At 28.5% G+C, this 24,424-nt stretch carries 22 protein-coding genes and 2 pseudogenes; 10 read left to right on the top strand and 14 right to left on the bottom strand.

The window, feature by feature from the left end; all coding sequences use genetic code 11:
- Positions 1 to 1,536: a DNA polymerase III subunit gamma/tau gene (locus FBF02_RS05665; protein WP_002858347.1), complete on the bottom strand. Its 1,536-nt coding sequence runs from the start codon at positions 1,534 to 1,536 to the stop codon at positions 1 to 3.
- 3 nt (positions 1,537 to 1,539) lie between these two features.
- A complete protein-coding gene (rho, locus tag FBF02_RS05660) occupies positions 1,540 to 2,838 on the bottom strand; it encodes a transcription termination factor Rho (protein WP_002852852.1) in 1,299 nt (432 codons plus the stop codon).
- A 108-nt stretch (positions 2,839 to 2,946) separates the two neighbouring features.
- Here rho and FBF02_RS05655 point away from each other — a divergent pair, with 108 nt between their 5' ends.
- Both FBF02_RS05655 and ccoS read left to right on the top strand, forming a co-directional pair.
- Entirely contained in the window at positions 2,947 to 5,304 is a 2,358-nt protein-coding gene (locus tag FBF02_RS05655; protein WP_021034232.1) for a heavy metal translocating P-type ATPase, read from the top strand.
- Positions 5,301 to 5,507 (top strand): cbb3-type cytochrome oxidase assembly protein CcoS, encoded by a 207-nt coding sequence (gene ccoS / locus FBF02_RS05650; RefSeq protein WP_002852798.1) that lies wholly within the window; start codon positions 5,301 to 5,303, stop codon positions 5,505 to 5,507. Before FBF02_RS05655 ends, ccoS begins: the two co-directional genes overlap by 4 nt.
- Before the next feature lie 22 nt (positions 5,508 to 5,529).
- Here the strand turns inward: ccoS and FBF02_RS05645 are convergent, their stop codons facing one another.
- A complete protein-coding gene (locus tag FBF02_RS05645) occupies positions 5,530 to 5,832 on the bottom strand; it encodes a cytochrome c (RefSeq protein ID WP_002852762.1) in 303 nt (100 codons plus the stop codon).
- 81 nt (positions 5,833 to 5,913) lie between these two features.
- Between FBF02_RS05645 and gmhB the strand changes: the two genes are divergently transcribed.
- Genes gmhB through gmhA form a run of 4 tightly spaced genes read left to right on the top strand, consistent with a single transcriptional unit; the run spans position 5,914 to position 9,363 of the window.
- Positions 5,914 to 6,474 (top strand): D-glycero-alpha-D-manno-heptose-1,7-bisphosphate 7-phosphatase, encoded by a 561-nt coding sequence (gene gmhB / locus FBF02_RS05640; RefSeq protein WP_002853963.1) that lies wholly within the window; start codon positions 5,914 to 5,916, stop codon positions 6,472 to 6,474.
- A complete protein-coding gene (gene rfaD / locus FBF02_RS05635; protein ID WP_002858041.1) occupies positions 6,475 to 7,428 on the top strand; it encodes an ADP-glyceromanno-heptose 6-epimerase in 954 nt (317 codons plus the stop codon).
- Complete coding sequence (gene rfaE1, locus FBF02_RS05630; protein WP_002858114.1) at positions 7,421 to 8,806, top strand: D-glycero-beta-D-manno-heptose-7-phosphate kinase; 1,386 nt, start codon at positions 7,421 to 7,423, stop codon at positions 8,804 to 8,806. The genes rfaD and rfaE1 overlap by 8 nt, the downstream gene beginning before the upstream one ends.
- Complete coding sequence (gene gmhA, locus FBF02_RS05625) at positions 8,803 to 9,363, top strand: D-sedoheptulose 7-phosphate isomerase (protein ID WP_002858021.1); 561 nt, start codon at positions 8,803 to 8,805, stop codon at positions 9,361 to 9,363. Before rfaE1 ends, gmhA begins: the two co-directional genes overlap by 4 nt.
- Here the strand turns inward: gmhA and waaF are convergent.
- The gene (gene waaF / locus FBF02_RS05620; RefSeq protein WP_002875425.1) at positions 9,344 to 10,303 is read right to left on the bottom strand and encodes a lipopolysaccharide heptosyltransferase II; all 960 of its coding nucleotides are present in this window, start codon (positions 10,301 to 10,303) and stop codon (positions 9,344 to 9,346) included. The genes gmhA and waaF overlap by 20 nt on opposite strands.
- Before the next feature lie 58 nt (positions 10,304 to 10,361).
- Between waaF and FBF02_RS05615 the strand changes: the two genes are divergently transcribed.
- Positions 10,362 to 11,186 carry a glycosyltransferase family 2 protein gene (locus tag FBF02_RS05615; RefSeq protein WP_002858096.1) on the top strand — a complete coding sequence of 275 codons (825 nt, stop codon included), beginning with the start codon at positions 10,362 to 10,364 and terminating at the stop codon, positions 11,184 to 11,186.
- A pseudogene (locus FBF02_RS05610) lies at positions 11,170 to 12,023 on the top strand (glycosyltransferase). The gene FBF02_RS05615 and the pseudogene FBF02_RS05610 overlap by 17 nt, the downstream one beginning before the upstream one ends.
- On the opposite strand, the gene FBF02_RS09225 reads toward FBF02_RS05610, so the two are convergent.
- From FBF02_RS09225 to FBF02_RS05585, 5 genes and pseudogenes are all read right to left on the bottom strand, one after another.
- Positions 12,018 to 12,680: an N-acylneuraminate cytidylyltransferase gene (locus FBF02_RS09225; RefSeq protein ID WP_002881429.1), complete on the bottom strand. Its 663-nt coding sequence runs from the start codon at positions 12,678 to 12,680 to the stop codon at positions 12,018 to 12,020. The pseudogene FBF02_RS05610 and the gene FBF02_RS09225 sit on opposite strands and share 6 nt — an antisense overlap.
- Positions 12,681 to 12,713: 33 nt before the next feature.
- Positions 12,714 to 13,628: pseudogene (locus tag FBF02_RS09220) on the bottom strand (beta-1,4-N-acetylgalactosaminyltransferase); the annotation flags it as partial.
- Positions 13,625 to 14,740: a UDP-N-acetylglucosamine 2-epimerase gene (gene neuC, locus FBF02_RS05595; RefSeq protein ID WP_002858400.1), complete on the bottom strand. Its 1,116-nt coding sequence runs from the start codon at positions 14,738 to 14,740 to the stop codon at positions 13,625 to 13,627. The pseudogene FBF02_RS09220 and the gene neuC, both read right to left, overlap by 4 nt.
- Positions 14,737 to 15,768 carry a sialic acid synthase gene (gene neuB1 / locus FBF02_RS05590; RefSeq protein WP_002858213.1) on the bottom strand — a complete coding sequence of 344 codons (1,032 nt, stop codon included), beginning with the start codon at positions 15,766 to 15,768 and terminating at the stop codon, positions 14,737 to 14,739. Before neuB1 ends, neuC begins: the two co-directional genes overlap by 4 nt.
- Positions 15,749 to 16,633 carry an alpha-2,3-sialyltransferase gene (locus tag FBF02_RS05585; protein ID WP_002858290.1) on the bottom strand — a complete coding sequence of 295 codons (885 nt, stop codon included), beginning with the start codon at positions 16,631 to 16,633 and terminating at the stop codon, positions 15,749 to 15,751. The genes neuB1 and FBF02_RS05585 overlap by 20 nt, the downstream gene beginning before the upstream one ends.
- A 54-nt stretch (positions 16,634 to 16,687) precedes the next feature.
- Between FBF02_RS05585 and wlaN the strand changes: the two genes are divergently transcribed.
- The gene (gene wlaN, locus FBF02_RS05580) at positions 16,688 to 17,599 is read left to right on the top strand and encodes a beta-1,3 galactosyltransferase (protein ID WP_002858039.1); all 912 of its coding nucleotides are present in this window, start codon (positions 16,688 to 16,690) and stop codon (positions 17,597 to 17,599) included.
- Here the strand turns inward: wlaN and FBF02_RS05575 are convergent.
- Positions 17,588 to 18,757, bottom strand: a complete 1,170-nt coding sequence (locus FBF02_RS05575) for a glycosyltransferase family 2 protein (protein ID WP_002858320.1) — start codon at positions 18,755 to 18,757, stop codon at positions 17,588 to 17,590. The two genes, wlaN and FBF02_RS05575, sit on opposite strands and share 12 nt — an antisense overlap.
- Positions 18,758 to 18,814: 57 nt before the next feature.
- On the opposite strand from FBF02_RS05575, the gene FBF02_RS05570 reads away from it, so the two are divergent.
- A complete protein-coding gene (locus FBF02_RS05570; RefSeq protein WP_002858358.1) occupies positions 18,815 to 19,810 on the top strand; it encodes a capsular polysaccharide synthesis protein in 996 nt (331 codons plus the stop codon).
- On the opposite strand, the gene FBF02_RS05565 is transcribed toward FBF02_RS05570, so the two are convergent.
- Genes FBF02_RS05565 through waaC form a run of 4 tightly spaced genes read right to left on the bottom strand, consistent with a single transcriptional unit; the run spans position 19,794 to position 24,419 of the window.
- Positions 19,794 to 20,966: a glycosyltransferase family 2 protein gene (locus tag FBF02_RS05565; protein WP_002858013.1), complete on the bottom strand. Its 1,173-nt coding sequence runs from the start codon at positions 20,964 to 20,966 to the stop codon at positions 19,794 to 19,796. The genes FBF02_RS05570 and FBF02_RS05565 overlap by 17 nt on opposite strands.
- A 3-nt stretch (positions 20,967 to 20,969) precedes the next feature.
- Positions 20,970 to 22,517, bottom strand: coding sequence for a glycosyltransferase (locus FBF02_RS05560; RefSeq protein WP_002858148.1), 1,548 nt, complete (start codon positions 22,515 to 22,517; stop codon positions 20,970 to 20,972).
- Entirely contained in the window at positions 22,514 to 23,401 is an 888-nt protein-coding gene (gene htrB / locus FBF02_RS05555) for a lipid A biosynthesis lauroyl acyltransferase HtrB (protein ID WP_002858051.1), read from the bottom strand. Before htrB ends, FBF02_RS05560 begins: the two co-directional genes overlap by 4 nt.
- Positions 23,391 to 24,419: a lipopolysaccharide heptosyltransferase I gene (gene waaC, locus FBF02_RS05550; protein ID WP_002858077.1), complete on the bottom strand. Its 1,029-nt coding sequence runs from the start codon at positions 24,417 to 24,419 to the stop codon at positions 23,391 to 23,393. The genes htrB and waaC overlap by 11 nt, the downstream gene beginning before the upstream one ends.
- Between the last annotated feature and the right edge of the window lie 5 nt (positions 24,420 to 24,424).

Below are 24,424 nucleotides of genomic sequence, written 5' to 3'. Positions count from 1 at the left end.
TTAATCTATATTTTGGATTTGAGGATTGCCAAAGCAATCTTTAAGAGCCTCTTTAAGATCTTCTTGTGGGTCAAATTTTTTGGCCCCTTCTTTAAGCATATTAATAGAACTTTGAATATCTATGTTTTTATTTTCATTGTTTGGTAATTCTTGAGTTAAGGATTGAAGCTTATTTTCATCAATTGTTAGTGCTTTTTGCACATTAATTTTTGCATTTTCCCCAAATTTAGCTTTAAAAAGTTCTTGTATGAGTTTAAAACCTTTATTGAGTGTATCGCGATTTTGTCCTTGTGCGTTTGAGCTTATATTTAAAGTATTGTTTTCAAAACTAATAAATTTTGTGCTTTGTTTAAAGCATTCTGCAAGATTAAAATCCCTATCATAAATACTATCAAGCAAGATTTCATAAGCATTTTTTTCTATTTTTTTCTCAAGATTAGGTATGATAGGAGCAGGTGTGATCCTAGGTGTAATATTTGTCATATTTTCTTGTTTGATTTCTTGGATTTGTGCGTCAATTTCTTTTAAATGACTTGCTTCCATCATCATAAAAGCCATAACACAAAGCGTAAAGCCATCATCATCGCAAAGCATATTCTTAGCTTTTGATAAAATACGGAAAAATCTTTCATAAATTAAAGTAGAAAATTCTGTACTTTTTGCAAAAAAACTTTCTTTTAAATAAAAAAGCATTTCATCAATCACGCTTGAGGCTTCATAGTCTTGTAATTCCTCTAAATACGCAAAAACTTTTTCCTTGTCTTTTGTTAAGATAGCCTGATAAAAGGTTTTGATTTTTTGAGGATCTAAAAAGCCTAACATATCTGTAATTTTACTAATGCTGATTTCATTTTGACAAAAAATAATAGCTTGGTCAAGCAAGGTTAAAGTATCTCTTAAAGATCCATTGCCGCTTCTTGCTATAAATTTTAAAGCTTCTTCTTCAAATTTAACATTTTCTTTAAGTAAAATTTCTTTAAGATGATTTAAAATTTCACTCTGTGGAATTTGTTTAAAGCGAAAATGTTGTGTTCTTGAAAGCACAGTAGCTGGAAGTTTTAAAGGATCTGTGGTTGCAAGTATAAATTTAACATAACTTGGGGGTTCTTCTAAGGTTTTTAAAAGCGCATTTGCAGCCTGTGGGGTAAGCATATGTACTTCATCAATGATGAAAATTTTAAATCTTGCCATAGAAGGGGTGTATTTGGTTTGTTCGATTAAGGCTTGTATATCTTCAAGCCCACGGTTGCTTGCAGCATCCATTTCTATAATGTCTATATGTTTGCCTTCAAGTGCTGCAAGACAGTGTTTGCAAGTGCCACATGGAGTATCACTTGGTCCTTGTTCGCAAACTAAAGCACGAGAAAAAATTCTAGCACTTGAAGTTTTTCCACTTCCTCTAAGTCCTGAAAAAAGATAAGCATGAGCTAAGCGATTATGATTTAGGGCGTATTTTAAACTTACGCTAACTGTCTTTTGTCCTATAAGTTCATCAAAAGTTTTTGGTCTGTATTTAATCGCTAAAGCTTGAAGCATTTTTTACTCGTTCATTATAGATAAAAGTTCTACATTGTCTTTGGTTTTAAGCATTTTAGAATATAAAAATTTCAACGCTTCAACATCATCCATTTGAGAAATCGCTGAACGGATCGCCCAAATTTTTTGAAGATTTGCTACGCCTTGGAGTAATTCTTCTTTTCTTGTTCCTGATTTGATGATATTAATCGCAGGATAAATTCTTCTATCGGCGATATTTCTATCAAGAACTATTTCGCTATTTCCTGTGCCTTTAAATTCTTCAAAAATCACATCATCCATTCTTGAACCTGTATCAATTAAAGCTGTAGCAACTATAGTTAAAGAGCCTCCATTTTCTATATTTCTAGCTGCACCAAAGAAGCGTTTTGGTTTGTGTAGGGCATTAGCATCCACCCCGCCGCTTAGGACTTTTCCGCTGCTTGGAGTTGCGGTGTTATAAGCACGTGCCAGTCTTGTGATACTATCAAGCAAGATGATAACATCTTTGCCTGTTTCTACCATTCTTTTGGCTTTTTCTATCACGAGTTCAGCTACACGCACATGATTATAAGCAGGTAAATCAAAAGTAGAACTAAAAACTTCGCCTTTTACACATCTTTGCATATCGGTAACTTCTTCAGGCCTTTCATCGACTAAAAGTACGATTAAATGCATTTCTGGGTGGTTTTTTGCAATAGCAGTAGCAAGTTCTTTCATAAGCTCTGTTTTACCTGTGCGTGGTGGAGCAACGATAAGCCCGCGTTGTCCTTTTCCTATAGGAGTAAAAAGATCCAAAACACGACCTGTAAGCTTCATCGCATCGTATTCGAGTTTGATTTTTTCTGTTGGAAAAATAGGGGTTAAGTTATCAAACAAAGGTCTTTCTTTGGCTTCTTGTAAAGGCAGATAATTGATCGCTTCGATTTTTAAAAGAGCGTAGTATTTTTCTTGATCTTTTGGTTCTCTAACTTGTCCTGTAACGATATCGCCTACACGCAGAGCAAATTTTTTAATTTGTGAGTTTGAAACATAAGCGTCATTAACGCTATCACTAAGATTAGAGTCCATACCTCTTAAAAAGCCATAACCTTCGGAAGAAATTTCTAAAATCCCTGTAAAAAGTATAAAACCGCCTTTTTTTGTTTGTGCTTTTAAAATTTCAAAAATAAGTTCTTGGCGGCGAAATTCTCTTGGGTTTTCGATTTCACATTCATTAGCGATTTTAACTAGATTTTCTAAATCTAATAATTTTAATTCTTCGATTTTATAACCTTCCACTGGAACGTGGGTTCTTTGATGTTGTTTTTTTTCTTTTTCCATAAGTCCTCGTAAGATTTAGCAGAATAATTTTTGTAAAATGTGATTTTAATAAAAAAATGCACTTTTTGTCAAATTTGTTTATAATTATAAAAAATATTTTTTTAAAGAATGATTATGAAATGTGAACATTGCAAACTTGATTATAAACAAGCCCAAATGATAGAGTATAAGGGTAAAATTTTTTGTTGTAAAGGTTGTGAGAGCGTTTGGGAAATTTTGCATGAAAGTGGATTAGATGAGTTTTATGAAAAGCTTGGAAATCAAACTTTAAGCCCTGTAAATTTTCAAAATGAAATGAAAAATTATGATGAGTTTATCACTAAAACCAAAGAAGGATTTAGTGAAATTTATCTCATGATACACGGTATAGAATGTGCAGCTTGTGTGTGGCTTAATGAGAAAATTTTAACCAAACAAGAAGGAATTTTAGAACTTGATATTAATCATTTAAACCATAAAGCACGCATTGTTTTTGATGAGCAAAGCATTTCTTTGGTGCAAATTTTAAGACTTATTGAAAGCATAGGCTATAAAGCGAGTGCTTATGATGCGAGCAAGGCTTCAAAAAAAGCGGATTTACTAAAAAGGGAATTTTATTCTAAGCTTGTTGTGGCTATAGCTTGTGTGATGAATATCATGTGGATAGCAGTGGCAAAATACGCAGGATTTTTTAGCGGTATGGATAAGGACACTAAGGATATTTTAAATTTTGCTGAATTTATCCTTTGTTCTCCTGTGCTTTTTTATACGGGATCTCATTTTTATAAAAGTGCTTTTAAAACTTTAAAAATGCATAGTTTAAATATGGATGTATTGGTGATTAGCGGAGCGAGTTTGGCTTATGTTTATTCTTTATGGGCCATGTTTTTTAGGGTAGGGGAGGTGTATTTTGACTCTGTGGCGATGATAATTTGCTTTGTTTTTATAGGTAAATATCTTGAGATGTTTAGCAAAAAGCGTGCTTTAGATACTATAGATGGGCTTAATGATTTTTTGCAAAATGAAGTTTTAGTTTTCAATGGTAAAGAATTTGTCTCTAAAGAAGTGCAAAAGGTTTGTTTGGGGGATAGAATTTTGCTTAAAACTGGAGATAAAATTTTAATCGATGGGATTTGTAAAAGTGGTGAAATGAGCGTAGATACTTCTTCTTTAAATGGAGAAAATACCCCAAAACTCATACAAAAAGAAGATGAAATTTTTTCAGCTTGTATAGTGCTTGATGGAAGTGTGGAGTATGAAGCAACAAAGCTTTACAAGGATTCAAAACTCAGTCAAATTATCCAGCTTTTAGAACTTGCAAGTTCTAAAAAAGCAAAACTTGAAAGTTTGGTCAATAGTCTTTTGGCTTATTTTTCTAGAACGGTTTTATTGATCGCTTTTATTTGTTTTGCTTTTTGGTTTTTTTATAAAGAAGAGAGTTTCGAAATTTCTTTAGTCAATGCGATTGCAGTTTTGATTATCGCTTGTCCTTGTGCTTTGGCTTTAGCAACGCCAGTGAGCAATCTTGTGGCTTTAGGTAGGGCTTTAAAAAAGCATATTTTATTTAAAAGTTCTAGCGTGATAGAAGATTTAAGCAAATGTGATTGTGTGGTGTTTGATAAAACGGGTATTTTAACCAAAATAGAGCTTGAACTTAAAGAGGTTTTTTTAGATAAAGCGCTTGATTTAAACGAGCTTTATAATTTTGTAAAACTTTCTAAACATCCTATCTCTCAAAATATTGTGTTATATTTAAAGCAAAAAGGAGCTAAGGATTTAAATTTGGATTTTAAAAAGCATTCGAGTATTCAAGCTAAAGGTTTAAGTGCTGAGTTAAATGAAGGGTTGCTTTTAGGCGGAAGTTCTAAATTTTTGCAAGAAAAGGGTATTGTGGCTAAAGAATTTGATAATACGCATTTTATTTTTGCCAAGGAAGGTAAAATTTTAGCTTTTTTTGAGTTTGATAGTGTTTTAAGAGAAGGTGCAAAAGAGCTTATCGCTTATCTTAAAAAAGAAAAGAAAGAATTAATGATACTCAGTGGCGATCATCAAAAAGCAGTGGAAAAAATCGCTAAAAAGTTAGAAATTCAAAATTATCAAGCTTCTTGTTTGCCTGAAGATAAGATGAAAACTATAGAAAATTTAAGTAAAAATTACAAAGTTTTATTTGTAGGTGATGGGGTAAATGATGCACTAGCTTTAAAATACGCAAGTGTTTCAATGACTTTAAGAGAAGGAAGTGATCTAGCTATAGAAAGTAGTGATGTTTTGCTTTTGAAAAATGACTTGCTTTCTTTAAAAAAAGCCATCAAATTATCTAAAAACACCTTTAAAATTATCAAGCAAAATCTTGCTTTTTCTTTGTTTTATAATGCTTGCACCATACCTTTGGCTTTTTTGGGTATGATAAATCCTTTATTTGCTGCTATTTCTATGTCTTTTAGTAGTATAATAGTCGTTTTAAATGCTTTAAGGATTAAAGAATGAATAGTATAATCATGATGATGATAGGAGTTTCTATCTTAGCGTTTTTTATCATTTTGGCAACTTTGCTTTGGGGGATTAAAAATAAGCAATTTGATGATGATTATAAATTTACTACTTTAAATGATGATGAGGATTCTTTACGTGATGCTATAGAATTAGAAAGACGTAAAAAAGAAGCTTTGGATAAAAAAAGGCTTTCTTAAAAAGAAAAGCCTTTTTTAGAAATTATTTTAAAGTTTCAATATGAGCTTCGATAGCTTTAAAATCTTCTTCAGTTAAACCTTTAAGGTTAAGTTTCATGATCGCACCTTGACCATAAGCATTTCTTTTACCTTCTGAATATTCTTTCATGTATTGAAGTCTTTCAGCAGAAGAAAGAGTTTTTAAAGCTGGAACTTTGTTTAAGTAAACTTTGTCAGCATTTGCACCATGGCATACTGCGCATTTTTTAAAAAGTGTAGCACCATCTGCAGCAAAAGCAGAAACACCAAGACATGCCAAAGCAGAAACTACTAATAATTTTTTCATTTGTTTTCTCCTTAGTAAAAATTAGATTGCTAGGTATTATATATCTTTATTTTTAATAAAAATCTTAAGAAATTAAAGATAATGTTTATTTTCTTTTTAAAAAAGCTATATTATAATGTTTTTATGAAAACAAAAGCATTATTTTTAGATAGAGACGGTGTGATTAATATAGATAAAAAATATGTTTATAAAATAGAAGATTTCGAATTTTGTGATGGAATTTTTGAACTTTGTAGATATTTTTTGGCTAGAAATTATTTGCTTTTTATAGCGACAAACCAATCAGGCATTGCAAGAGGATATTACAAGGAAAGTGATTTTTTTAAGCTTTGTGATTATATGCTTAAAGAATTTGCTAAACAAGATATAAAAATTGATAAAATTTATCATTGTCCGCATTTAGAAGGTTGTGAGTGTCGCAAACCTAAAGCAGGCATGCTTTTAAAAGCAAAAGATGAGTTTGATTTAGATATGAAAAATTCTATCTTTATCGGAGATAATCTAAGTGATATGCAAGCAGGATTAAATGCTGATATTGGCACTTTGATTTTAGTGAATGAAGAAAAAAAAGAAGGTGATTTTTTTAGACAATTTAAAAATTTAAAAGAAATTTTGAACTTTTTTAAGGAAAAGGATATTTAAATGAAAATAGCAATCACAGGTGGAGCAGGATTTATAGGTTCGCAACTAGCTTTAAATTTGCAAGAAAAACATGAAATTTTAATCATCGATAAAATGCGTAGTAGTGCGACTTTTGAAAATGGAAATTTGCAAAGTTTTGGGCATTTTAAAAATTTACTTGAATTTGATGGAGAACTTTTTGCAGGCGATATTAACGATGAAAAAGTTTTAAAAAAGATTGAAGATTTTAAACCAGAGATTATTTTTCATCAAGCAGCAATTTCAGACACTACGGTTTTTGATCAAACTAAGGTTTTGCAAACCAATTTAAATACTTTTAAAGATTTTATAGAACTTAGCATAGATCTTAATGCAAAGCTTATTTATGCAAGTTCAGCTTCGGTTTATGGTGATGCAAAAAGTCCACAAACTGTAGGTAAGGATGAAGAACCAAAAAATCCTTATGCTTTTTCAAAATTGATGATGGATAAGTTAGCGAAAAAATATTACGATAAAGCTCATTTGGTAGGACTTAGATATTTTAATGTTTATGGAAAAGGCGAATTTTATAAAAACAAAACCGCTTCTATGGTTTTGCAATTTGGCCATCAAATTTTAGCAGGAAAAAATCCACGATTGTTTGAAGGAAGTGATCAAATTTATAGGGATTTTACTTATATTAAAGATGTTATTAGTGCTAATTTAATCGCCCTTGATTCAAAATGTGGGGTTTATAATGTAGGCAGTGGTAAAGCAAGAACCTTTCAAGATATAGTTGATATTTTGCAAAAAGAGTTAAAGACTGATTTGCCTTGTGAATATATCCCAAATCCTTATGTAAAATCTTATCAGTTCCATACTGAAGCAAAACTAGATCAAACTTGGAATTATCAGCCAAAATTTAGCCTTGAAGAGGGTATAAAAGATTATTTAGGCGAGATAAAAAGACTTTTTGAAAAGGAAGTAAATGCTTGAGTTTTTAAGTCAGCAAAAACCTAAAATTTTGATTATAGGAGATTTTATGGTGGATAATTACACTTGGTGTGATTGTTCGCGTATCAGCCCTGAAGCCCCTGTTTTAATAGCTAAAACTCTTAAAGAAGATAAAAGATTAGGCGGGGCTGCGAATGTTTATGCAAATTTAAAAAGCTTGGGAGCTGATGTTTTTGCGCTCGGTGTTGTGGGCGATGATGAGAGTGGAAAATTTTTACAAGAAAATTTAAAAGGAGAATTTTTGATCCAAAAAGGACGCAAAACTCCTTTTAAAAATCGTATTATGGCGCATAATCAGCAGGTTTTAAGACTGGATGAAGAAGATATAAGTGAGATTTTGCTTGAAAATGAGCTTATTGCTTTGTTTGATGAAAAGATTAAAGACTTTAAGGCTGTGGTTTTAAGCGATTATGCCAAAGGTGTTTTAACCCCTAAAGTTTGTAAGGCTGTGATAGAAAAGGCTAAGGTTTTAAATATCCCTGTTTTGGTTGATCCTAAGGGGAGTGATTTTAACAAATACAGCGGTGCAACTTTACTTACACCTAATAAAAAAGAAGCTTTAGAGGCTTTGAAATTTGAAAATTTAGAGGGTGAAAATTTAGAAAAAGGCATCAAAAAATTAAAAGAAGATTTTTCTTTGCGTTATTCTATCATCACTCTTTCAGAAGCTGGAATTGCACTTTTTGATGAGGGTTTGAAAATCGCACCTGCTAAAGCCTTAGAGGTTTATGATGTAACAGGAGCGGGCGATAGTGTGATCGCAGTTTTGGCTTTTTGTTTGGCAAATGAAATTGAAATTTTTAAAGCTTGCGAACTTGCCAATGAAGCCGCAGCTGTTGTGGTAAGTAAAATAGGTAGCGTGAGTGTGAGTTTTGATGAGATTAAAAGTTTTAAGCGCGTGGATTTTGAGAAAAAAATCAAAAGCAAAGAAGAACTTTTGGTACTTTTGAAACAAAATAATAAAAAGATTGTTTTTACAAATGGTTGTTTTGATATCGTGCATTTTGGACATATAAAATACCTTGACAAAGCTAAAAGATTGGGCGATGTTTTGATTGTAGGTTTGAACTCAGATGCGAGTGTGAAAAGACTCAAAGGCGAGAGTCGTCCTGTAAATTCAGAATTTCAAAGAGCTTGTATGTTGGCAGCTTTTTATTTTGTTGATTTTGTAGTGATTTTTGATGAAGACACGCCTTTAGAACTTATAAGCTTTTTAAAGCCTGATATTTTGGTTAAAGGAGCTGATTATAAAGATAAACTTGTTGTAGGTGCAGATATCGTTTCAAGGGTTGAATTAATCGACTTTGAAGAAGGATTTAGTACAAGTAAGATCATAGAAAAGATTAAGGATAAAAAATGATAAATTTAGTGGAAAAAGAATGGCAAGAACATCAAAAAATTGTTCAAGCAAGCGAAATTTTAAAAGGACAAATCGCTAAAGTAGGTGAGCTTTTGTGTGAGTGTCTTAAAAAAGGTGGTAAAATTTTAATTTGCGGAAACGGTGGAAGTGCGGCTGATGCTCAGCATTTTGCGGCTGAACTTAGCGGGCGTTATAAAAAAGAACGCAAGGCTTTAGCAGGCATAGCACTTACAACCGATACTTCAGCACTTAGTGCCATAGGAAATGACTATGGTTTTGAGTTTGTTTTTTCAAGACAAGTGGAAGCTTTAGGGAATGAAAAGGATGTTTTAATCGGTATTTCAACGAGCGGAAAAAGCCCTAATGTTTTAGAAGCTTTAAAAAAAGCAAAAGAGCTTAATATGCTTTGTCTAGGGCTTAGCGGAAAAGGTGGTGGAATGATGAATAAGCTTTGTGATCATAATCTTGTTGTGCCAAGCGATGATACAGCTAGAATTCAAGAAATGCACATTTTAATCATACACACACTTTGTCAGATCATAGATGAGAGTTTTTAAGTAAATTTTTAGCCTGTTCTATCACTTTTTCAGGCTTTAGATCTTTCATGCATTTGTGGTGTTTTAAAGGGCAGGTTTTTTGCATACAAGGCATACAAGCTAGATCTAAATGCACTAATTTTGCATTTTCATTTTGCCAAGGTGAAGTTTGAGTAAATTTCGTAGGGCCAAAAATAGCTACGGTTTTTACCTTATAAACCGCACTTAGGTGCATAGGTCCACTGTCATTTGTGATGAAAAGATCGCAAAAAGCGATATTTTGACAAAGGGTTTTGATGGTGGTTTTATTGCAAAGATTTTTTACTTTTATGTTTTGTTCTTTTAAAATTTGATAAATTTCATTACAAAGTTCTTGTTCGGCTTTTCCTGCACCAAAGATTAAAATATCATGACTTTGGCTGAAATTTAAAGCCACTTTAGCAAAATAACTCGCATCCCATCTTTTTGCACTTCCAAAGCTTGCACCAGGGTTGAGTCCTAGAATTTTTTTACCATTTCTTAAGATAAGAGGGTTTTGAAATTTTAGCTTAAAGGGAAGCTTTAAGTCCTTAAAATGAGCTTTTATACTAAGTGAATTTTCTATAAAATAAAGGTATTTTAAAACTTGATGTTCTTCTTTGTACTTGTTTTTGTCAAAAAAATATCTTTGTTTTGTTTTAAGGATATGCAAGATAATCTTAGAAGAGAACGCAGATCTAAAAGCAAAGCTAAGATCGATTTTACCAAGTTCTTTGCGTAAAGATAGAGCTTGTTTATAACGGGATAGTTTATTTTCTATGATGATTTTAGAATTAGGAAATTCTTTAAAAAGTGCTGTAGAAACAAAAGAACCATAAAGGATAAACTGAGCATCTTTAAAATGTTCTTTTATAGTGTATAAAGCAGGTGAAGCCATTACCGTATCGCCTAACCAGGTGGGAAGATGTATAAAAATTTTCATAAATTTCCTAAACTTTGATAGAATTGTTTTTATTATTTTAACAAAATTTAGGAAAAATATGCCACAACTTTCTATCATAATCCCGCTTTTTAATTCTTGCAATTTTATCTCAAGAGCTTTGCAAAGTTGTATAAATCAGACTTTAAAAGATATTGAAATTTTGATTATCGATGATAAAAGTAAAGATAATAGTTTAAATATGGTTTTAGAATTTGCTAAAAAAGATCCAAGGATAAAAATCTTTCAAAATGAAGAAAATTTGGGCACTTTTGCAAGTAGAAATTTGGGAGTTTTGCATTCTAGTTCTGATTTTATAATGTTTTTAGATAGTGATGATTTTTTAACTCTTGATGCTTGTAAAATAGCGCTTAAAGAGATGAAAAAAGGTTTTGATTTGCTTTGCTTTGATGCTTTTGTACATAGGGTAAAAACCAAGCAATTTTATCGTTTTAAACAAGATGAGTTTTTTAATCAAAAAGAATTTTTAGAATTTCTAAGCAAACAAAGGCATTTTTGCTGGTCGGTTTGGGCTAAGTGTTTTAGAAAAGATATTATCTTAAAAAGTTTTGAAAAAATTAAAATAGATGAGCGTTTGAGTTATGGCGAAGATGTGCTTTTTTGTTATGTTTATTTTATGTTTTGTGAGAAAATAGCTGTTTTTAAAACTTGCATTTATCATTATGAATTTAATCCAAATGGAAGATATGAAAACAAAAATAAAGAAATTTTATGGCAGAATTATCAAGATAAAAAGAAAAGCAATGAACTTGTAAAAAAGCTTTGTTTAAACTTTAAAAATAATGATTTTCATAAGAAGTTGTTTGAGGTTTTAGAGAAAGAAGAATTTGATTTACAAAGAAGGGTTGATGAAGCAAGAAATTAGTAGTTTTTGGTATACACCTAGAGGTTATAAAGGTATTGGTTTAATGGAGCTTTTATCTATAAAATCTTTTATAGATAATGGTTATAAATTTATACTTTATACTTATAATTTAGATGATAAAATTTTTAAAAAATTAGATGAATTATTTGATGATTTTGAATTAAAAGATGCAAATGAAATTGTTTCTTTTAAAAATTATTTTAGAGACGATAGGGGATCTGGAGTAGCAGCGTTTAGTGATTATTTTAGATACAATTTACTTTATCTTAAAAAAAAAAAAAAAGGGGGGGGGTATGGGTAGATCTTGATATGATATGTTTAAATTATATTGATTTAAATGAAGAATATATCTTTACACAAGAAGTGGATGAAGATAATAAAAAATCAAGAATCACAACATCCTTTTTAAAATTTTCTCGATATTCAGATTTTGGAAAAAATCTTATACAAGAAGCAGAAAAAATCATTAATAAAAGAAAAAAAATCTCGTGGGGTGTTATAGGACCTTGGTTTTTAGCTGATCATGTAAAAAAATGTGGTTTAGAAAATTTTGTTTGGGATTATAAAAGAACTTGTCAGATTCCATGGTGTAATGTAAAAATTTTTTTAGATAATACTTCAATAGATATCAGTCAACCTTTCTTACATTTATTTTCAGAAATGTGGAGATTAAATAATATGGAGAAAAATACTTTTCATCAAATGGGAGTTTATGGACAACTTTTAAAAAAACATGAGATAGAAAAATTATATAATCAGATAAATACTTGTTTAAAAACATCAATGCTAGATAATATAGCATCCTTTTTAACCAAGTTTTTTATAAAAAAATTATAAGAAGCTTATATTATTAACTCTTTTTAAATCCTCTGTTGTATCTATATCCAAACTAGCTTTTTCGTCCATTATATAGCAACTTGTTTTTTCTTGTAGAAAAGTTGGGTTATTTAAAAATAAATTTGACTTTACTATATAAATTGCACCATTACTCATATAAGTTTTTGGTAATTTTTGTCTAGGCATAAATGGATATTTGTTATCACAAATTCCTTTTAAGTTACCATTATCATCTATAAAAGCTTTTAAAATTTTATTATCACATTCTACAACACTTATTAATGCATTTGAGTTTTCATTTTTAAATTTTAAAAAAGCTTCATCTATATGTACATTTGTCCTTAAAGGAGAAGTGGGTTGTAATAAAACAATATTTTCATAATCTTTATAAAAACTCAAGGTATGCAATACAACCTTATCACTAGTTGTATCATCTAGCGCTAATTCTTTAGGTCTTTTTAACACATCTACACCTTGAGTTTGTCCATATTCTAATATATCATCGCCATCACTACTTAAAACAATTTTATCTACATACTTTGAATTTTTTGCTGCATTGATAGTATAATACAACAAAGGCCTATCATGCAAAAGAGCTAAATTTTTATTTTTTATACCTTTTGAACCAGCTCGAGCAGGTATTATAGCTAAAGTCATTTTTTTACCACTCAATTTAAATTTATCTAATATTTCACGAATTACTTTTTCATCAAGCATTGTATAATTTATTTTCTTTATTTTTCTATGTCTATAATGGATTTTTTTAAAATCTTCTAAAGTTAAAGCATCCAAATGTTTTTGATAATCATTTCTATGATATTTTAAAGCAGGAAAATGCCATTGAAGTAATTCTGCTTGTAAGATTTTTATATGTTTGGGTATAATTTGCTGTTCAGAATACAATTCTTTCACAGTTTTTTCAGGATCAATCCACTGACTTTGCTTTGAAACCATTCTTTCTATAAATACACTATTGCACTTTTGAATTAACAATTGATCCCCTCCATCGATAAAACCACATTCTCCTATATTTTGAATTACAATTTTATCTAGTATTAAAAAATTAATTCTTGGAAATCTAACAGCAGTATTTTTTGATGCCATATAAAAACTCTTATATAATTTTTTTGCATCATAGTAATGATCCACATCTATTTTTATAAGCCACTCATCTTGCGGTATAAAACTAGCTACATAGTTATAATAACTATGAAGTTTATTTTCTTCGCTTTGCGGATTTTCAATTTGCACCTCATGGGGATATTTTACTGGTATAAACGAAGGGTATTGTTTGCAAAATTCCAAAATAATTTCTTCACTTCCATCAGTACAATCATTATATCCTATAACACCTCTTTGTATGGCAGGTAACATACTTTCAAGTGATACTCTTAAAGTAGTGGCTTCATTTTTTACTCTTATAAAAGCCCATGGATTTAAAGGAGATTTTGTATCTTTTGAGTTTGGATCAAAATCAAAAAAACCTTTATGCTTTTCATCGTAGATTTTTTTATTTAAGTTTAAAAAATATTCATTATCAAATTTTAATTTTTTATCAATTTTAAGCAATCTTAAAAAAGCTATAATTTTATAAAACAAAGTCATTTTTTATCCATGAATATTTTTTGCTTGTTTATAGTAAATAAAATATTATTTTTCAATAACCTATAAAATTGCTCAGAACTATTTAAAATTTCTAGTCTTTTATTTGTAATATTAGTGCATTTACTAGTATTTAAAATCGCTTCCAATATATCCTTTTCCTCTGCATTTACTCTTATTGTTTTATTAATGTCAGTTCTACCATCTTGTCTTGAACCAACTAAAATTCCATTTATATTAAGATATAAAGCTTCTTTTATTATACAACTTGAATTTCCTATGATAAAATTGGCATTTTTTAGCAAACTTATAAAATACTCAAATCTTAAAGAAGGAAAAATTTTAAATCTTTCATTATTTTTTAGCCTTTCATAATTTTGCAAAATTAATTCAAATCCTAAATCATTATTTGGATAAATAACTATATAATTTTTTTCACTTTTTATAAGAGCATTTACAAATTCTTCACTTTGTTTATATAAAGAGTTTATTTCGGTTGTAATTGGATGAAATATAGCTATGGCATAATTTTTAAATTTTATATCATAATATTTTTTTGCTTCATCTAAAGATATAGTATTATTTAGCAATTCTAAATCAGGAGAACCTATAATAAAAATAGATTTCTCATCTTCACCCATTTGTATTAATCTTTTTTTTGCTATTTCATCATTTACTAAATGAATATGTGCTAATTTACTAATAGCATGTCTTAAACTCTCATCTATAGTTCCTGAAAGCTCTCCGCCTTCTATATGTGCCACTAAGATATTATTTAAACTTCCTACTATAGCAGCAGCTAAAGGCTCCACTCTATCACCATGCACTACTATTAAATCAGGCTCTATCTCATGTATAAATTTAGAAAAACCATCTATTGTTGATGATAAAGCCTTATCCATCTGATAATACTTATCGTGATTTATATATTTATATATATTTTTAAAACCACATTTTTCTATTTCCATATAAGTAGAACCAAACTTTTTACTCATATGCATACCGGTTACAAATATAAATAATTCAAATTCATTTGAATTTTCAACTTTCATCATTAGAGATTTTATTTTAGAAAAATCAGCTCTAGTTCCGCTAACAAAAACTATTTTTTTCATTCAAAATCATCCCATGTTAGTTGTATATTATTTTTTATATCTTTTTTTGCTCTTTTTCCAAGTATGGCTTCAAAATCCTTTGCACTTATACCACCTTTTGAAGGTCTTTTTACCCAAATATTATCCATAGATAAAATTTCACCCTTTTTTATATCTTTAATACTTACTACACTAGCAAATGCAAAATCAATGGTCACTTGCTCTTCTTTTAAAGGATTTTTATTATTATCGCCTCTTAAAAGCACCATTTCTTGTGTTTGATTTATAAGATCTTTTAAAGTGCTTTCATCCATAGAGCAAACTATATCAGGGCCTTTTCTGTCCATGGTATCTGTAAAGTGTCTTTCTAGTACACTTGCTCCAAGAGCTATTGCACCTATACATGCAAGATTGTTTGTGGTATGATCACTAAGTCCATAAAGACAATTAAACTCTTTATATAATTCTAACATAGCTTGTAATCTTACTAAGTGCGATGGAGTAGGATATAAATTTGTAGTATGAAGCAAAACAAAAGGTATTTCATAATCTCTAAGTATCTTAACTGTGGGTTTTATACTTTCTATGCTATTCATTCCGGTGCTTATAATCATAGGTTTTTTAAATTGTGCTATATGTTTTATTAAAGGATAATTATTACATTCACCTGAGCCTATTTTATAAGCACTTACACCCATATCTTCTAAACGATTTGCTGCAGCTCTACTAAATGGAGTGCTAAGATATACCAAACCTTGCTTCTCTACATACTCTTTTAAAGCTAGTTCATCTTTATAGTTTAATGCACATTGTTCCATAATCTCATAAATGCTAATATTTGCATTACCCGGTATAACATTTTTAGCCTCTTGGCTCATTTCATCTTCGACTATATGAGTTTGGTGTTTTATTATCTTAGCTCCTGCTCTTTTGGCCGCATCTACCATAAGTTTTGCTATTTCTAAACTACCATTGTGATTTATACCTATTTCAGGGATTATCAAAGGATTTTTCTGAGAAATAGTTAATTTATCTATTTTTATTTGCATATTTTTCCTTTAAGTAGTGTTTTATGTCACTTGGAAGTCTAATTAGATCTTTTATTAGCTTATAATGGAGATTTTCTTTTAACCTACTTTTTTTTCCATAATATCTTTCTTGTGCATACTTATCTGGTATCAATATATCATTTATATATTTTTTTGGTTTTTTACTCAATACAAAATCACTTCCAATATCCGGAGCCAATTTAAAATACTCATCTGAATTTAAACTATAAATATTCACATCATACCTTTTCATTAGATAATCTAAAGCTTGTAAATCACATGCCATTGAATGATTGATAAATTTGAATTTTTGATTTTTAAAACCAGTGCATTTATTTAATAAATTTTTTTTATTATTATCGAAGGCATATAAATTATTTGTATCTTGATAAAAATCAATACCACTTATATATATACTTTTATATCCCAGAGCCACAGCTGTAGCACACATATAAACTCCACTAGTAATTCTTTGCCTATTGTATATTTCATTATATTTAATATAGGCAAAAAAATCTTTAAGCTTTTTTATAATCTCATGACCTAAAAAAGCATCACTAAAGTATAATTCAAAATTATCAACAAATTGAAATCCATCTATGTATTCTAAATTAATAGTAGAACAAACTATATTTTCTATGTTATATTCTTCGTTTTGTATAAGTTTTTTACTAGTATAGTATTGTTCAAAAAACACAAAAGGATTAAAAAAAACATATTTTACATCTTTACCCACAAAATATCTATCTTCAAAATAAAACTGATTGCATCTAAATACATCAAATTGTTTTGGTAACCTTTTATAATCTATATTTTTTAAACTAGGTCCATTACCGCATACCAAAGCATTAATATTCATACTCATTTTATTACCTTAAATTTATAGTATAATTATATCAAAAAAAAATAAAGAGCTAAAATGAGTCAAATTTCCATCATACTACCAACTTATAATGTGGAAAAATATATTGCTAGAGCATTAGAAAGTTGCATTAACCAAACTTTTAAAGATATAGAAATCATTGTAGTAGATGATTGTGGTAATGATAAAAGTATAGATATAGCTAAAGAGTATGCTAGTAAAGATGATAGAATAAAAATCATACATAATGAAGAGAATTTAAAGCTTTTAAGAGCAAGATATGAAGGTGCTAAAGTAGCAACTTCACCTTATATCATGTTTTTAGATTCTGATGATTATTTAGAACTTAATGCTTGCGAAGAATGTATTAAAATTTTGGATATGGGTGGGGGGGGTAAAATTGATTTGTTGTGTTTTGAAGCTTTTATTACCAATGCAAAAAAATCAATAAAAAAATTAAATATAAAACAAGGAAAATACAACAACAAAGAATTTACAATGCAAATACTTAAAACTAAAAATCCATTTTGGACAATGTGGGCTAAAATAATCAAAAAAGATATTTATTTAAAAGCCTTCAACATGTTAAATCTCAAAAAAGAAATCAAAATAAATATGGCAGAAGATGCCTTATTATATTATCCTTTGACAATATTATCTAATGAAATATTTTACTTAACACAACCTTTGTATACCCAGCATGTAAATAGCAATTCTATAACAAATAATATTAATTCTTTAGAAGCTAATATTCAAGAACATAAAATTGTTTTAAATGTTTTAAAATCAATTAAAAATAAAAAAACACCTCTATATTTTCTAATTATATATTTATTAAAAATTCAATTATTGAAATATGAACAAAATTTTAATAAAAGAAATATAAATCTTATTTATTATAAAATAAATATTTTATATCAAAAATATCAATTCAAATGGAAAAAATTTTTATATAATTTAATTCCGTAAAGATATTAAAAATTTCATAACTTTATATCTTATTTTTGAAATTTTATAGGGTTTTAATAGTTGCAATTTCTCTTTAATACACAAAGGATCTTTATCGAATTTTTTAATTTTAAATGCATTTTTGATATAAAAATACAAAATAGTATCTTTCAGCAACGAAGAAATTTTTTTATCATGATAATTTTCTACAAATCGCACTAATTCTAAACTGGTTTCCACCCAACTAACATATTTAAAATACTCTTTTGCTAAAGTTGCATTCTCTTCAAATGCAATAAATATATCTTTAAAATATGGAAGTATATTATCTTTAGTGATTTTTTTATCTTGATTTGTCAAAGAATTAGCTCGAATTCTATAATAATAAAATACTTTAGGATAGACATAAATATTTTTAGCTTGCGAAAAAAGCAAAATTCCAAATAAATGATCTTCAGCAAAAATAGCGTCTTTAAATTTCATTTTTTTATCTTTTATATAATCAAAATCAATTATGCCACTCCACGCAAATGCAAAGTCTTTAATTTTATTTTGCCTTAGAAGCTTAAGCCACTCTATAGGATTTATTCTACATTCTTTCTTTATATTAATATCTTTTAAACGACTATGATGCTTGAAATAACTTTTTTCTATATCATGATATTCAATACTATCAAACCAAACCACATCTACCCCATCCATTCTAGGTACACATTCTTCTATGCAGTTTAATTCCCAATAATCATCAGAATCTAAAAAGATGATATAATCTATAATAGGATAAGTAAAGTTAGTTAAATCTTGTTCATTATTAAAAGCTTTATAGCTTTTATATACAGTATATATTTCATAAGGATTATTACCTTCTATGTTAAATTCTATTAAAGAATTTTCTTTTATAGTTTGAGTTTTATTTTTGAGTTTATATTCTCCACTAAAATATTCTATACCTACATTTCTAGCACTACTTAAACCACCATTTTTTTTATCAAAAAGAATTATTCTTTTATCTTTTAAAGTATATTCTTTTGCAATATTAAGTGAGTTTTCATCTGTACTACCATCATTTACTAGTATGATTTCTAAATTAGTATAAGTTTGATTGATTACACTATCTAAACATTCTTTTAGATATTTTTCTACATTGTATATGGGGATTACTACACCTACGGTTTTCATATATACATAACCTTAATTATTTTTGATATTATATCAAAAAACTTTTTAGGAATATATATGCAAATACAACAAAACAATTCTTTAATTTATAATACTTTAACAAAAAAACTAAGCTCATTTATACCCATAAAATCAACAAGAAGAAAATTAAGAAATCATATTCAATATAAGCTAGAACACCCTAAAGTGACTAATTATCTTTCAAACAACTATATTAATCCTTTTTTAGAAGGGAAAATTCCTCATTTTGATTTTGAAAAAAAACATTATTTTAAAAACGATAAAATTATTTGGCAATTTTGGTATCAAGGTAAAAATCAAGCTTCACCTATGATACAACAATGTTTTAACTCTGTACAAAGTCAAATGAAAGATGACTACACAATTATCATTTTAGATAAAGATAATATAAAAGATTACCTTGATTTTCCACCATTTGTTATAGAAAAATTAGAAAATAATTTTTTTGGAGAAAAAACTATAACTTTTTTTTCAGATCTTTTAAGAGTATGCTTGCTTGCAACTTATGGAGGTATATGGTGTGATGCAAGTATATTTTTAAGTTCTAAAATTCCTAGTGAACTTTGTGATAAAGACTTTTTTACCTTTGAAAGATCAAAAATAAAACCTAGTAAAGAAAAATTGAAAAAATTTATCAAAAGTGGATATTTTTCTTATGGATACTTTAACTGGAATGATGATTTTAAAGTTAAAATGCTAAGTAGTTTTATGATAGCCAAAACAAACAATACTTTTATTCAAACTCTAAAAGATATTTTAATGAATTATTGGAAAAATGAGCAATCAAGTGAAAATCACTATTATTTTATACTACATATCATATTTGAACTTTTAAAAGAGCATGGCTTTGTAAATGATATCTATAAAAACATGAGCGATATAGAATGCCATTTATTACAATTTAGTGCCAAAGAAAAATTTAATTCAACTCTTTGGGAAGAAATTCAAAAACAAAGCTTTTTACACAAACTCACGCATTTTAAATCTATAAAAAAAGATTCAATGATAGATAAAATCATTTTGCAAAGTTGATTTTATCTAAAATACCCTTTATTTTTTGCCAAATTTTCCAAAGATCATAAGGAATTTTTGTTTGGATAAAAGGTTTAATTATAGGTAATTTTTCCTTTAAATTCAAAGGATCTTTTTTAAATTTTTTAATCATCAAAGCCTTTTTTACATAAAAAGGCAAAAAAGCCTCTTTTATGGCTTGAGAATTTTCATTTTTTTGATCTTTAAAAAATTCTATCAACTCCAAAGCTGTTATCATCCTACTTGCTGCTTTTAAATAGTTTTTTGCCTCTTTAGCATTTTCTCCAAAAAATTCATACAAGTCTTTAAAATACTCTGACACATTTGCCTTTGTAACTTTTTTATCATGATTTGATATACTATTTGCCCTCAAACGGCATAAGTACAATCTTTTTGGTAAAATATAGATACTATCAGCACTCGCAAACAAAACCATGCCAAAATGAATATCTTCATTGATGATTTTGTTGATAAATTTAAGTTTTAATTGTTTTAAAAATGAAAAATCTATCATACCACCCCAGCTAAACGAGATATCCCTCGAACCTACTTTTATAGCTTGCTTAGCATAGTCTCTTGGAGTGATAGTGCATTCTTGAGTAAAATTAAATACATTCATCCTTGTTTTTTGACCCTTATCTTCTATACCATCATCATAAATACAAGCATGGTCAAACCATAATACATCTACATTTTGCATTCTTACAACACACTCTTCTATGCAGTTTAACTCCCAATAATTATCAGAATCTAAAAAGATAATATAATCAATCTTTGAAATTTCTAGCTTATCACTCGCTAAAGCATTTTTGTACTTATAAATTTTATAAATATTTTGTGGATTATCGCCAATAATCTTAAAAACATTTAATTCATTTTCTTTTTCAATATATTGTGTTTCATATTCTCCACTAAAATATTCTATACCTACATTTCTAGCACTACTTAAACCACCATTTTTTTTATCAAAAAGAATTATTCTTTTATCTTTTAAAGTATATTCTTTTGCAATATTAAGTGAGTTTTCATCTGTACTACCATCATTTACTAGTATGATTTCTAAATTAGTATAAGTTTGATTGATTACACTATCTAAACATTCTTTTAGATATTTTTCTACATTGTATATGGGGATTACTACACCTACTTTTTTCATGTTTTATCTCCAAGTTGTTTTTTCATTTTTTATAGTTTCAAGATAAATTTGATGATTGATTTCGAGCATATTTTTGCTATTTTCTTCATGATAGATATGATAAGCCAGAGCATTAAATTTAAGCCTTTTAAACACTCCATCATTAAATAAAAATCTAGCTACAAACTCACTATCTTCCCTACCCCAGCCTATAAATTTTTCATTAAATCCCTCAATGGCTTCAAAATCACTTTTATAAAAACTCATATTGCAAGTTTTACTACCTTTAACAAGTTGTGATTTTTTAAAAAATTTCTTAGTTAGTTTTGAAAATTTATATACACATTTAGCTAAAAAAATACTTCTTTGATTTTTAAAACCTTTTTTATTAAAAGCTAAACTATAATTATTGTTTTTTAAGATTTCTTCGCTTTCATTTTTATTTAAAATTACTCTTGAACCTTGTAAAATTACTTTGCGTTTTGCAAATTCTAAATGATTTTTTACAAAGTCTTTTTCTAAAATCATATCACCATCAATTAAAATTATATATTCACTTTTAGAAGCTTTAATAGCATTATTTCTACTTTTTGCAGCACGAAAACCCTCATCTTCTTGCCAAATGTGTTTTAAAGGGCAAGGAAAATCTTTTTGATATTCTTCAATAAGCCTTGCTGTATCTTCTTTGCTACCATCATCTGCGATTAAAACTTCATTGGGTAAAAAGGCTAGATTTTTAACACTATCAAGCACTAATTTAAGGCGTTCTTTTTGATTATAAGTTGTTATTATTAAAGCGCAAGTTTTTGGCTTTTGCTTTTGAAGTTCATATAATTTCATGTATTTAAAAAAAGTCCCTAAGGCATTGCAAACGCTAATTATAAAACCCTTATAACCATATAAAAAGCCATTTTTTAAAAAATAATTTCTAAAAAAAGTCCAAAAAGCTCTTAAATTTGCTTTTAAAACACCACTTTTTTTGTGTATATTTTGTTTTGCCCAAAGGCTTGAGTAGTACTGCATTTTGTCAATTAGGTGGGAAATATCTCTAAAAGCATAATGCCTTAATCCATTTTTAAGATAAATTTTTTTAGCATTACTTGGCAAAACAAGGCTTTCATGTACTAAATTATCATTAAAACGAGTGAAATTTTTATTAAAAATTCTCCAAACATAATCAGGCCACCAACCACATGCCTTTATCCATTCGCCTTTATAGAGATTTTTACGACTAAGTGCGATGATATTATCTTCTTGAAGTTCTAAATTTTTAAGCTCTTTAATACACTCATTTTCAAGCACTTCATCAGCATCAATGCTTAAAATCCAATCATTTTTTGCATAACTTAAAGCAAGGTTTTTTAAAGCTCCAAAACCTATAAAAGCACTGTGGTAAATGTGCAAATTAGCAAAATCTTTTTTAAATTCATTAGCTATATTTAGGGTATTATCACTACTTTCATTGTTAAGTAAAATAATTTCATCAAAATCTTTTAAAGAATTTAAACATTCAAGCAAGGTTTGTTTTGCATTTTTTACGATGATAATAGCACTTATTTGCTTTAGATTCATTTTGCATCCTTGTAAATTTCCTTATTATAACTTGCAAAGCGTCTATGAAAAAAAAAGTATTCCCAAGGTCTTTTTTTAATCATTTCTTCGCAACTTTGTGCTTGATAAAGTGTCAGTTCTTCTAAGCTTGCATTTTGAGAATCTTTTACTTTAAAAAACTCTATGCAAAATTTACCATCTTCTTTATAGGCATAAACAGGGATGATCAAAGCATTACTTCTTTGTGCGATAAGGCTTGCTCCCATTTGATAATTCACTTCTTTGTTAAAAAATTTTAATCTTACGCTTTCGTTTTCTACACAGTCTTGATCAGTTAAAATTCCCAAAGTTCTCCCTTTTTTTAGAGCGCTTAGCATTTGTCTTATGCCGCCTTTTTTGTCGATAAGTTCTATGTCAAATTGGGTGCGACTTTGGCTTAAAATTTCATACATAATTTCACTTTTTAACTTTTTCCCTACTATAGAAATCGCACCATATTTAGCTGCATAAGCAAGGCTTAAAATTTCCCAGTTTCCATAGTGTGCAGTTGTGAAGATAATAGGACGATTTAAAGCTAGAGCATCTATAAGAAAATTTTCATTGATGAAATTTACTTTATTGAGAATTTTTTCTTTGGTGGTGTTTTGATTTTGCAAACAATCAATCCCAAATTGAGCAAAATTTTCATAAATTTTTAAAGACAATTTATCGCGTTCTTTTTGAGTGTATTGAGGAAAACAGATTTGCAAATTTGTATTGATGATTTTGCGGTGTTTTTTGTTAAGATAAAAAGCGATTCTTGCTACAATCAAAGCTAAAAAATGCAAGATACACTCAGGCATAAAAGTAACAAAAAATTTCAAAATATAATAAAGACTAAGATATATTCTATCACTATTTTTCATTAAGTAAGCCTTTGGCAAGTTTGAAGATATCTTCTTCTTCTATACGCGTGATACAAAAATCACTTTTATCGATATGCTTGGCATTTTGGATTTTTTTACCTGCATCAATGATTTTATTGATATGAGTTTGAAAAGCATTGCGGTAGCTTGGTGTTGCACCAAAAATCGTAATAGATGCCTTATTTAAAGCAAAAGCCAAATGTGTTGGGCCGCTATCATTTCCTATGATTAAATTCATCATTTTTGTAAAAGCCATTAGTTCTTCAAGATTGAATTTTGGCGCTAATTCTATATGTGTTTCATCAATACCACTAAGATTTAAAACCTCTTTAGCAAATTCGTATTCTTTTACATTTCCCCAAGCGAGCCAAATTTTTGTTTGTTGAAATTCATTGATTAAAAGCTTACAAAGTATAGCAAGTTTGGTTTTAGGATAGATTTTATTTTCTACACTTGAGCCCACATGTATGAGTATGTTTTTTTCGTTTTTGTCGAGTTTGAGTTTATTATTTAAGAGTTGTTTTAAATTTTCATCTACGCTAAAAATATCTTGTTTAAAGGCTAAATTTTTGACATTAAAATCAGTATTTAACATAAAGGAGGTAAGACTTAAGTATCTTACAAATACATTTTCATTGTAATCTAACTCAAGTTTTTGGTTGTAGAAATTATGAGCAAAACTTTCTTTAAGACTATTTTTATCAAAACCAAAATTATTTCTACTTAAAATTCGACTTACAATAGCAGATTTTATGAGCCCTTGTAGATCTATTACTGCATTATAGTTGTTTTTTCTTGCTTTAAGAAGAATTTTTAGGCTTTTTAAAATTTTTTTGTCTTTTAAGGGCAGGGCATAGAGTTTGTTTATTAAAGGATGGTTTTTAAGTATGCCTTCAAATTTTTCATCTACAAACCAATGAATTTCTATATCTTTTTTAAAATTTTTGATAAATTGCAAAACCACGGCACTTTGTATAATATCACCAAGTGCTGACAAACGAACAATTGCTATTTTCATTAAAA

Source organism: Campylobacter sp. CFSAN093226, from assembly GCF_012897595.1.
GTDB classification, from domain to species: Bacteria; Campylobacterota; Campylobacteria; order Campylobacterales; family Campylobacteraceae; genus Campylobacter_D; species Campylobacter_D jejuni.
Note: the sequence above shows the minus strand (reverse complement) of the source record. Positions and strands in the feature narration are given on the sequence as shown.

Coding starts and splice junctions, on each gene's coding strand:
- FBF02_RS05665 (WP_002858347.1), bottom strand. CDS start 1,536: ATGCTTCAAGCTTTAGCGATTAAATACAGACCAAAAACTTTTGATGAA.
- rho (WP_002852852.1), bottom strand. CDS start 2,838: ATGGAAAAAGAAAAAAAACAACATCAAAGAACCCACGTTCCAGTGGAA.
- FBF02_RS05655 (WP_021034232.1), top strand. CDS start 2,947: ATGATTATGAAATGTGAACATTGCAAACTTGATTATAAACAAGCCCAA.
- ccoS (WP_002852798.1), top strand. CDS start 5,301: ATGAATAGTATAATCATGATGATGATAGGAGTTTCTATCTTAGCGTTT.
- FBF02_RS05645 (WP_002852762.1), bottom strand. CDS start 5,832: ATGAAAAAATTATTAGTAGTTTCTGCTTTGGCATGTCTTGGTGTTTCT.
- gmhB (WP_002853963.1), top strand. CDS start 5,914: ATGTTTATTTTCTTTTTAAAAAAGCTATATTATAATGTTTTTATGAAA.
- rfaD (WP_002858041.1), top strand. CDS start 6,475: ATGAAAATAGCAATCACAGGTGGAGCAGGATTTATAGGTTCGCAACTA.
- rfaE1 (WP_002858114.1), top strand. CDS start 7,421: ATGCTTGAGTTTTTAAGTCAGCAAAAACCTAAAATTTTGATTATAGGA.
- gmhA (WP_002858021.1), top strand. CDS start 8,803: ATGATAAATTTAGTGGAAAAAGAATGGCAAGAACATCAAAAAATTGTT.
- waaF (WP_002875425.1), bottom strand. CDS start 10,303: ATGAAAATTTTTATACATCTTCCCACCTGGTTAGGCGATACGGTAATG.
- FBF02_RS05615 (WP_002858096.1), top strand. CDS start 10,362: ATGCCACAACTTTCTATCATAATCCCGCTTTTTAATTCTTGCAATTTT.
- FBF02_RS09225 (WP_002881429.1), bottom strand. CDS start 12,680: ATGACTTTAGCTATAATACCTGCTCGAGCTGGTTCAAAAGGTATAAAA.
- neuC (WP_002858400.1), bottom strand. CDS start 14,740: ATGAAAAAAATAGTTTTTGTTAGCGGAACTAGAGCTGATTTTTCTAAA.
- neuB1 (WP_002858213.1), bottom strand. CDS start 15,768: ATGCAAATAAAAATAGATAAATTAACTATTTCTCAGAAAAATCCTTTG.
- FBF02_RS05585 (WP_002858290.1), bottom strand. CDS start 16,633: ATGAGTATGAATATTAATGCTTTGGTATGCGGTAATGGACCTAGTTTA.
- wlaN (WP_002858039.1), top strand. CDS start 16,688: ATGAGTCAAATTTCCATCATACTACCAACTTATAATGTGGAAAAATAT.
- FBF02_RS05575 (WP_002858320.1), bottom strand. CDS start 18,757: ATGAAAACCGTAGGTGTAGTAATCCCCATATACAATGTAGAAAAATAT.
- FBF02_RS05570 (WP_002858358.1), top strand. CDS start 18,815: ATGCAAATACAACAAAACAATTCTTTAATTTATAATACTTTAACAAAA.
- FBF02_RS05565 (WP_002858013.1), bottom strand. CDS start 20,966: ATGAAAAAAGTAGGTGTAGTAATCCCCATATACAATGTAGAAAAATAT.
- FBF02_RS05560 (WP_002858148.1), bottom strand. CDS start 22,517: ATGAATCTAAAGCAAATAAGTGCTATTATCATCGTAAAAAATGCAAAA.
- htrB (WP_002858051.1), bottom strand. CDS start 23,401: ATGAAAAATAGTGATAGAATATATCTTAGTCTTTATTATATTTTGAAA.
- waaC (WP_002858077.1), bottom strand. CDS start 24,419: ATGAAAATAGCAATTGTTCGTTTGTCAGCACTTGGTGATATTATACAA.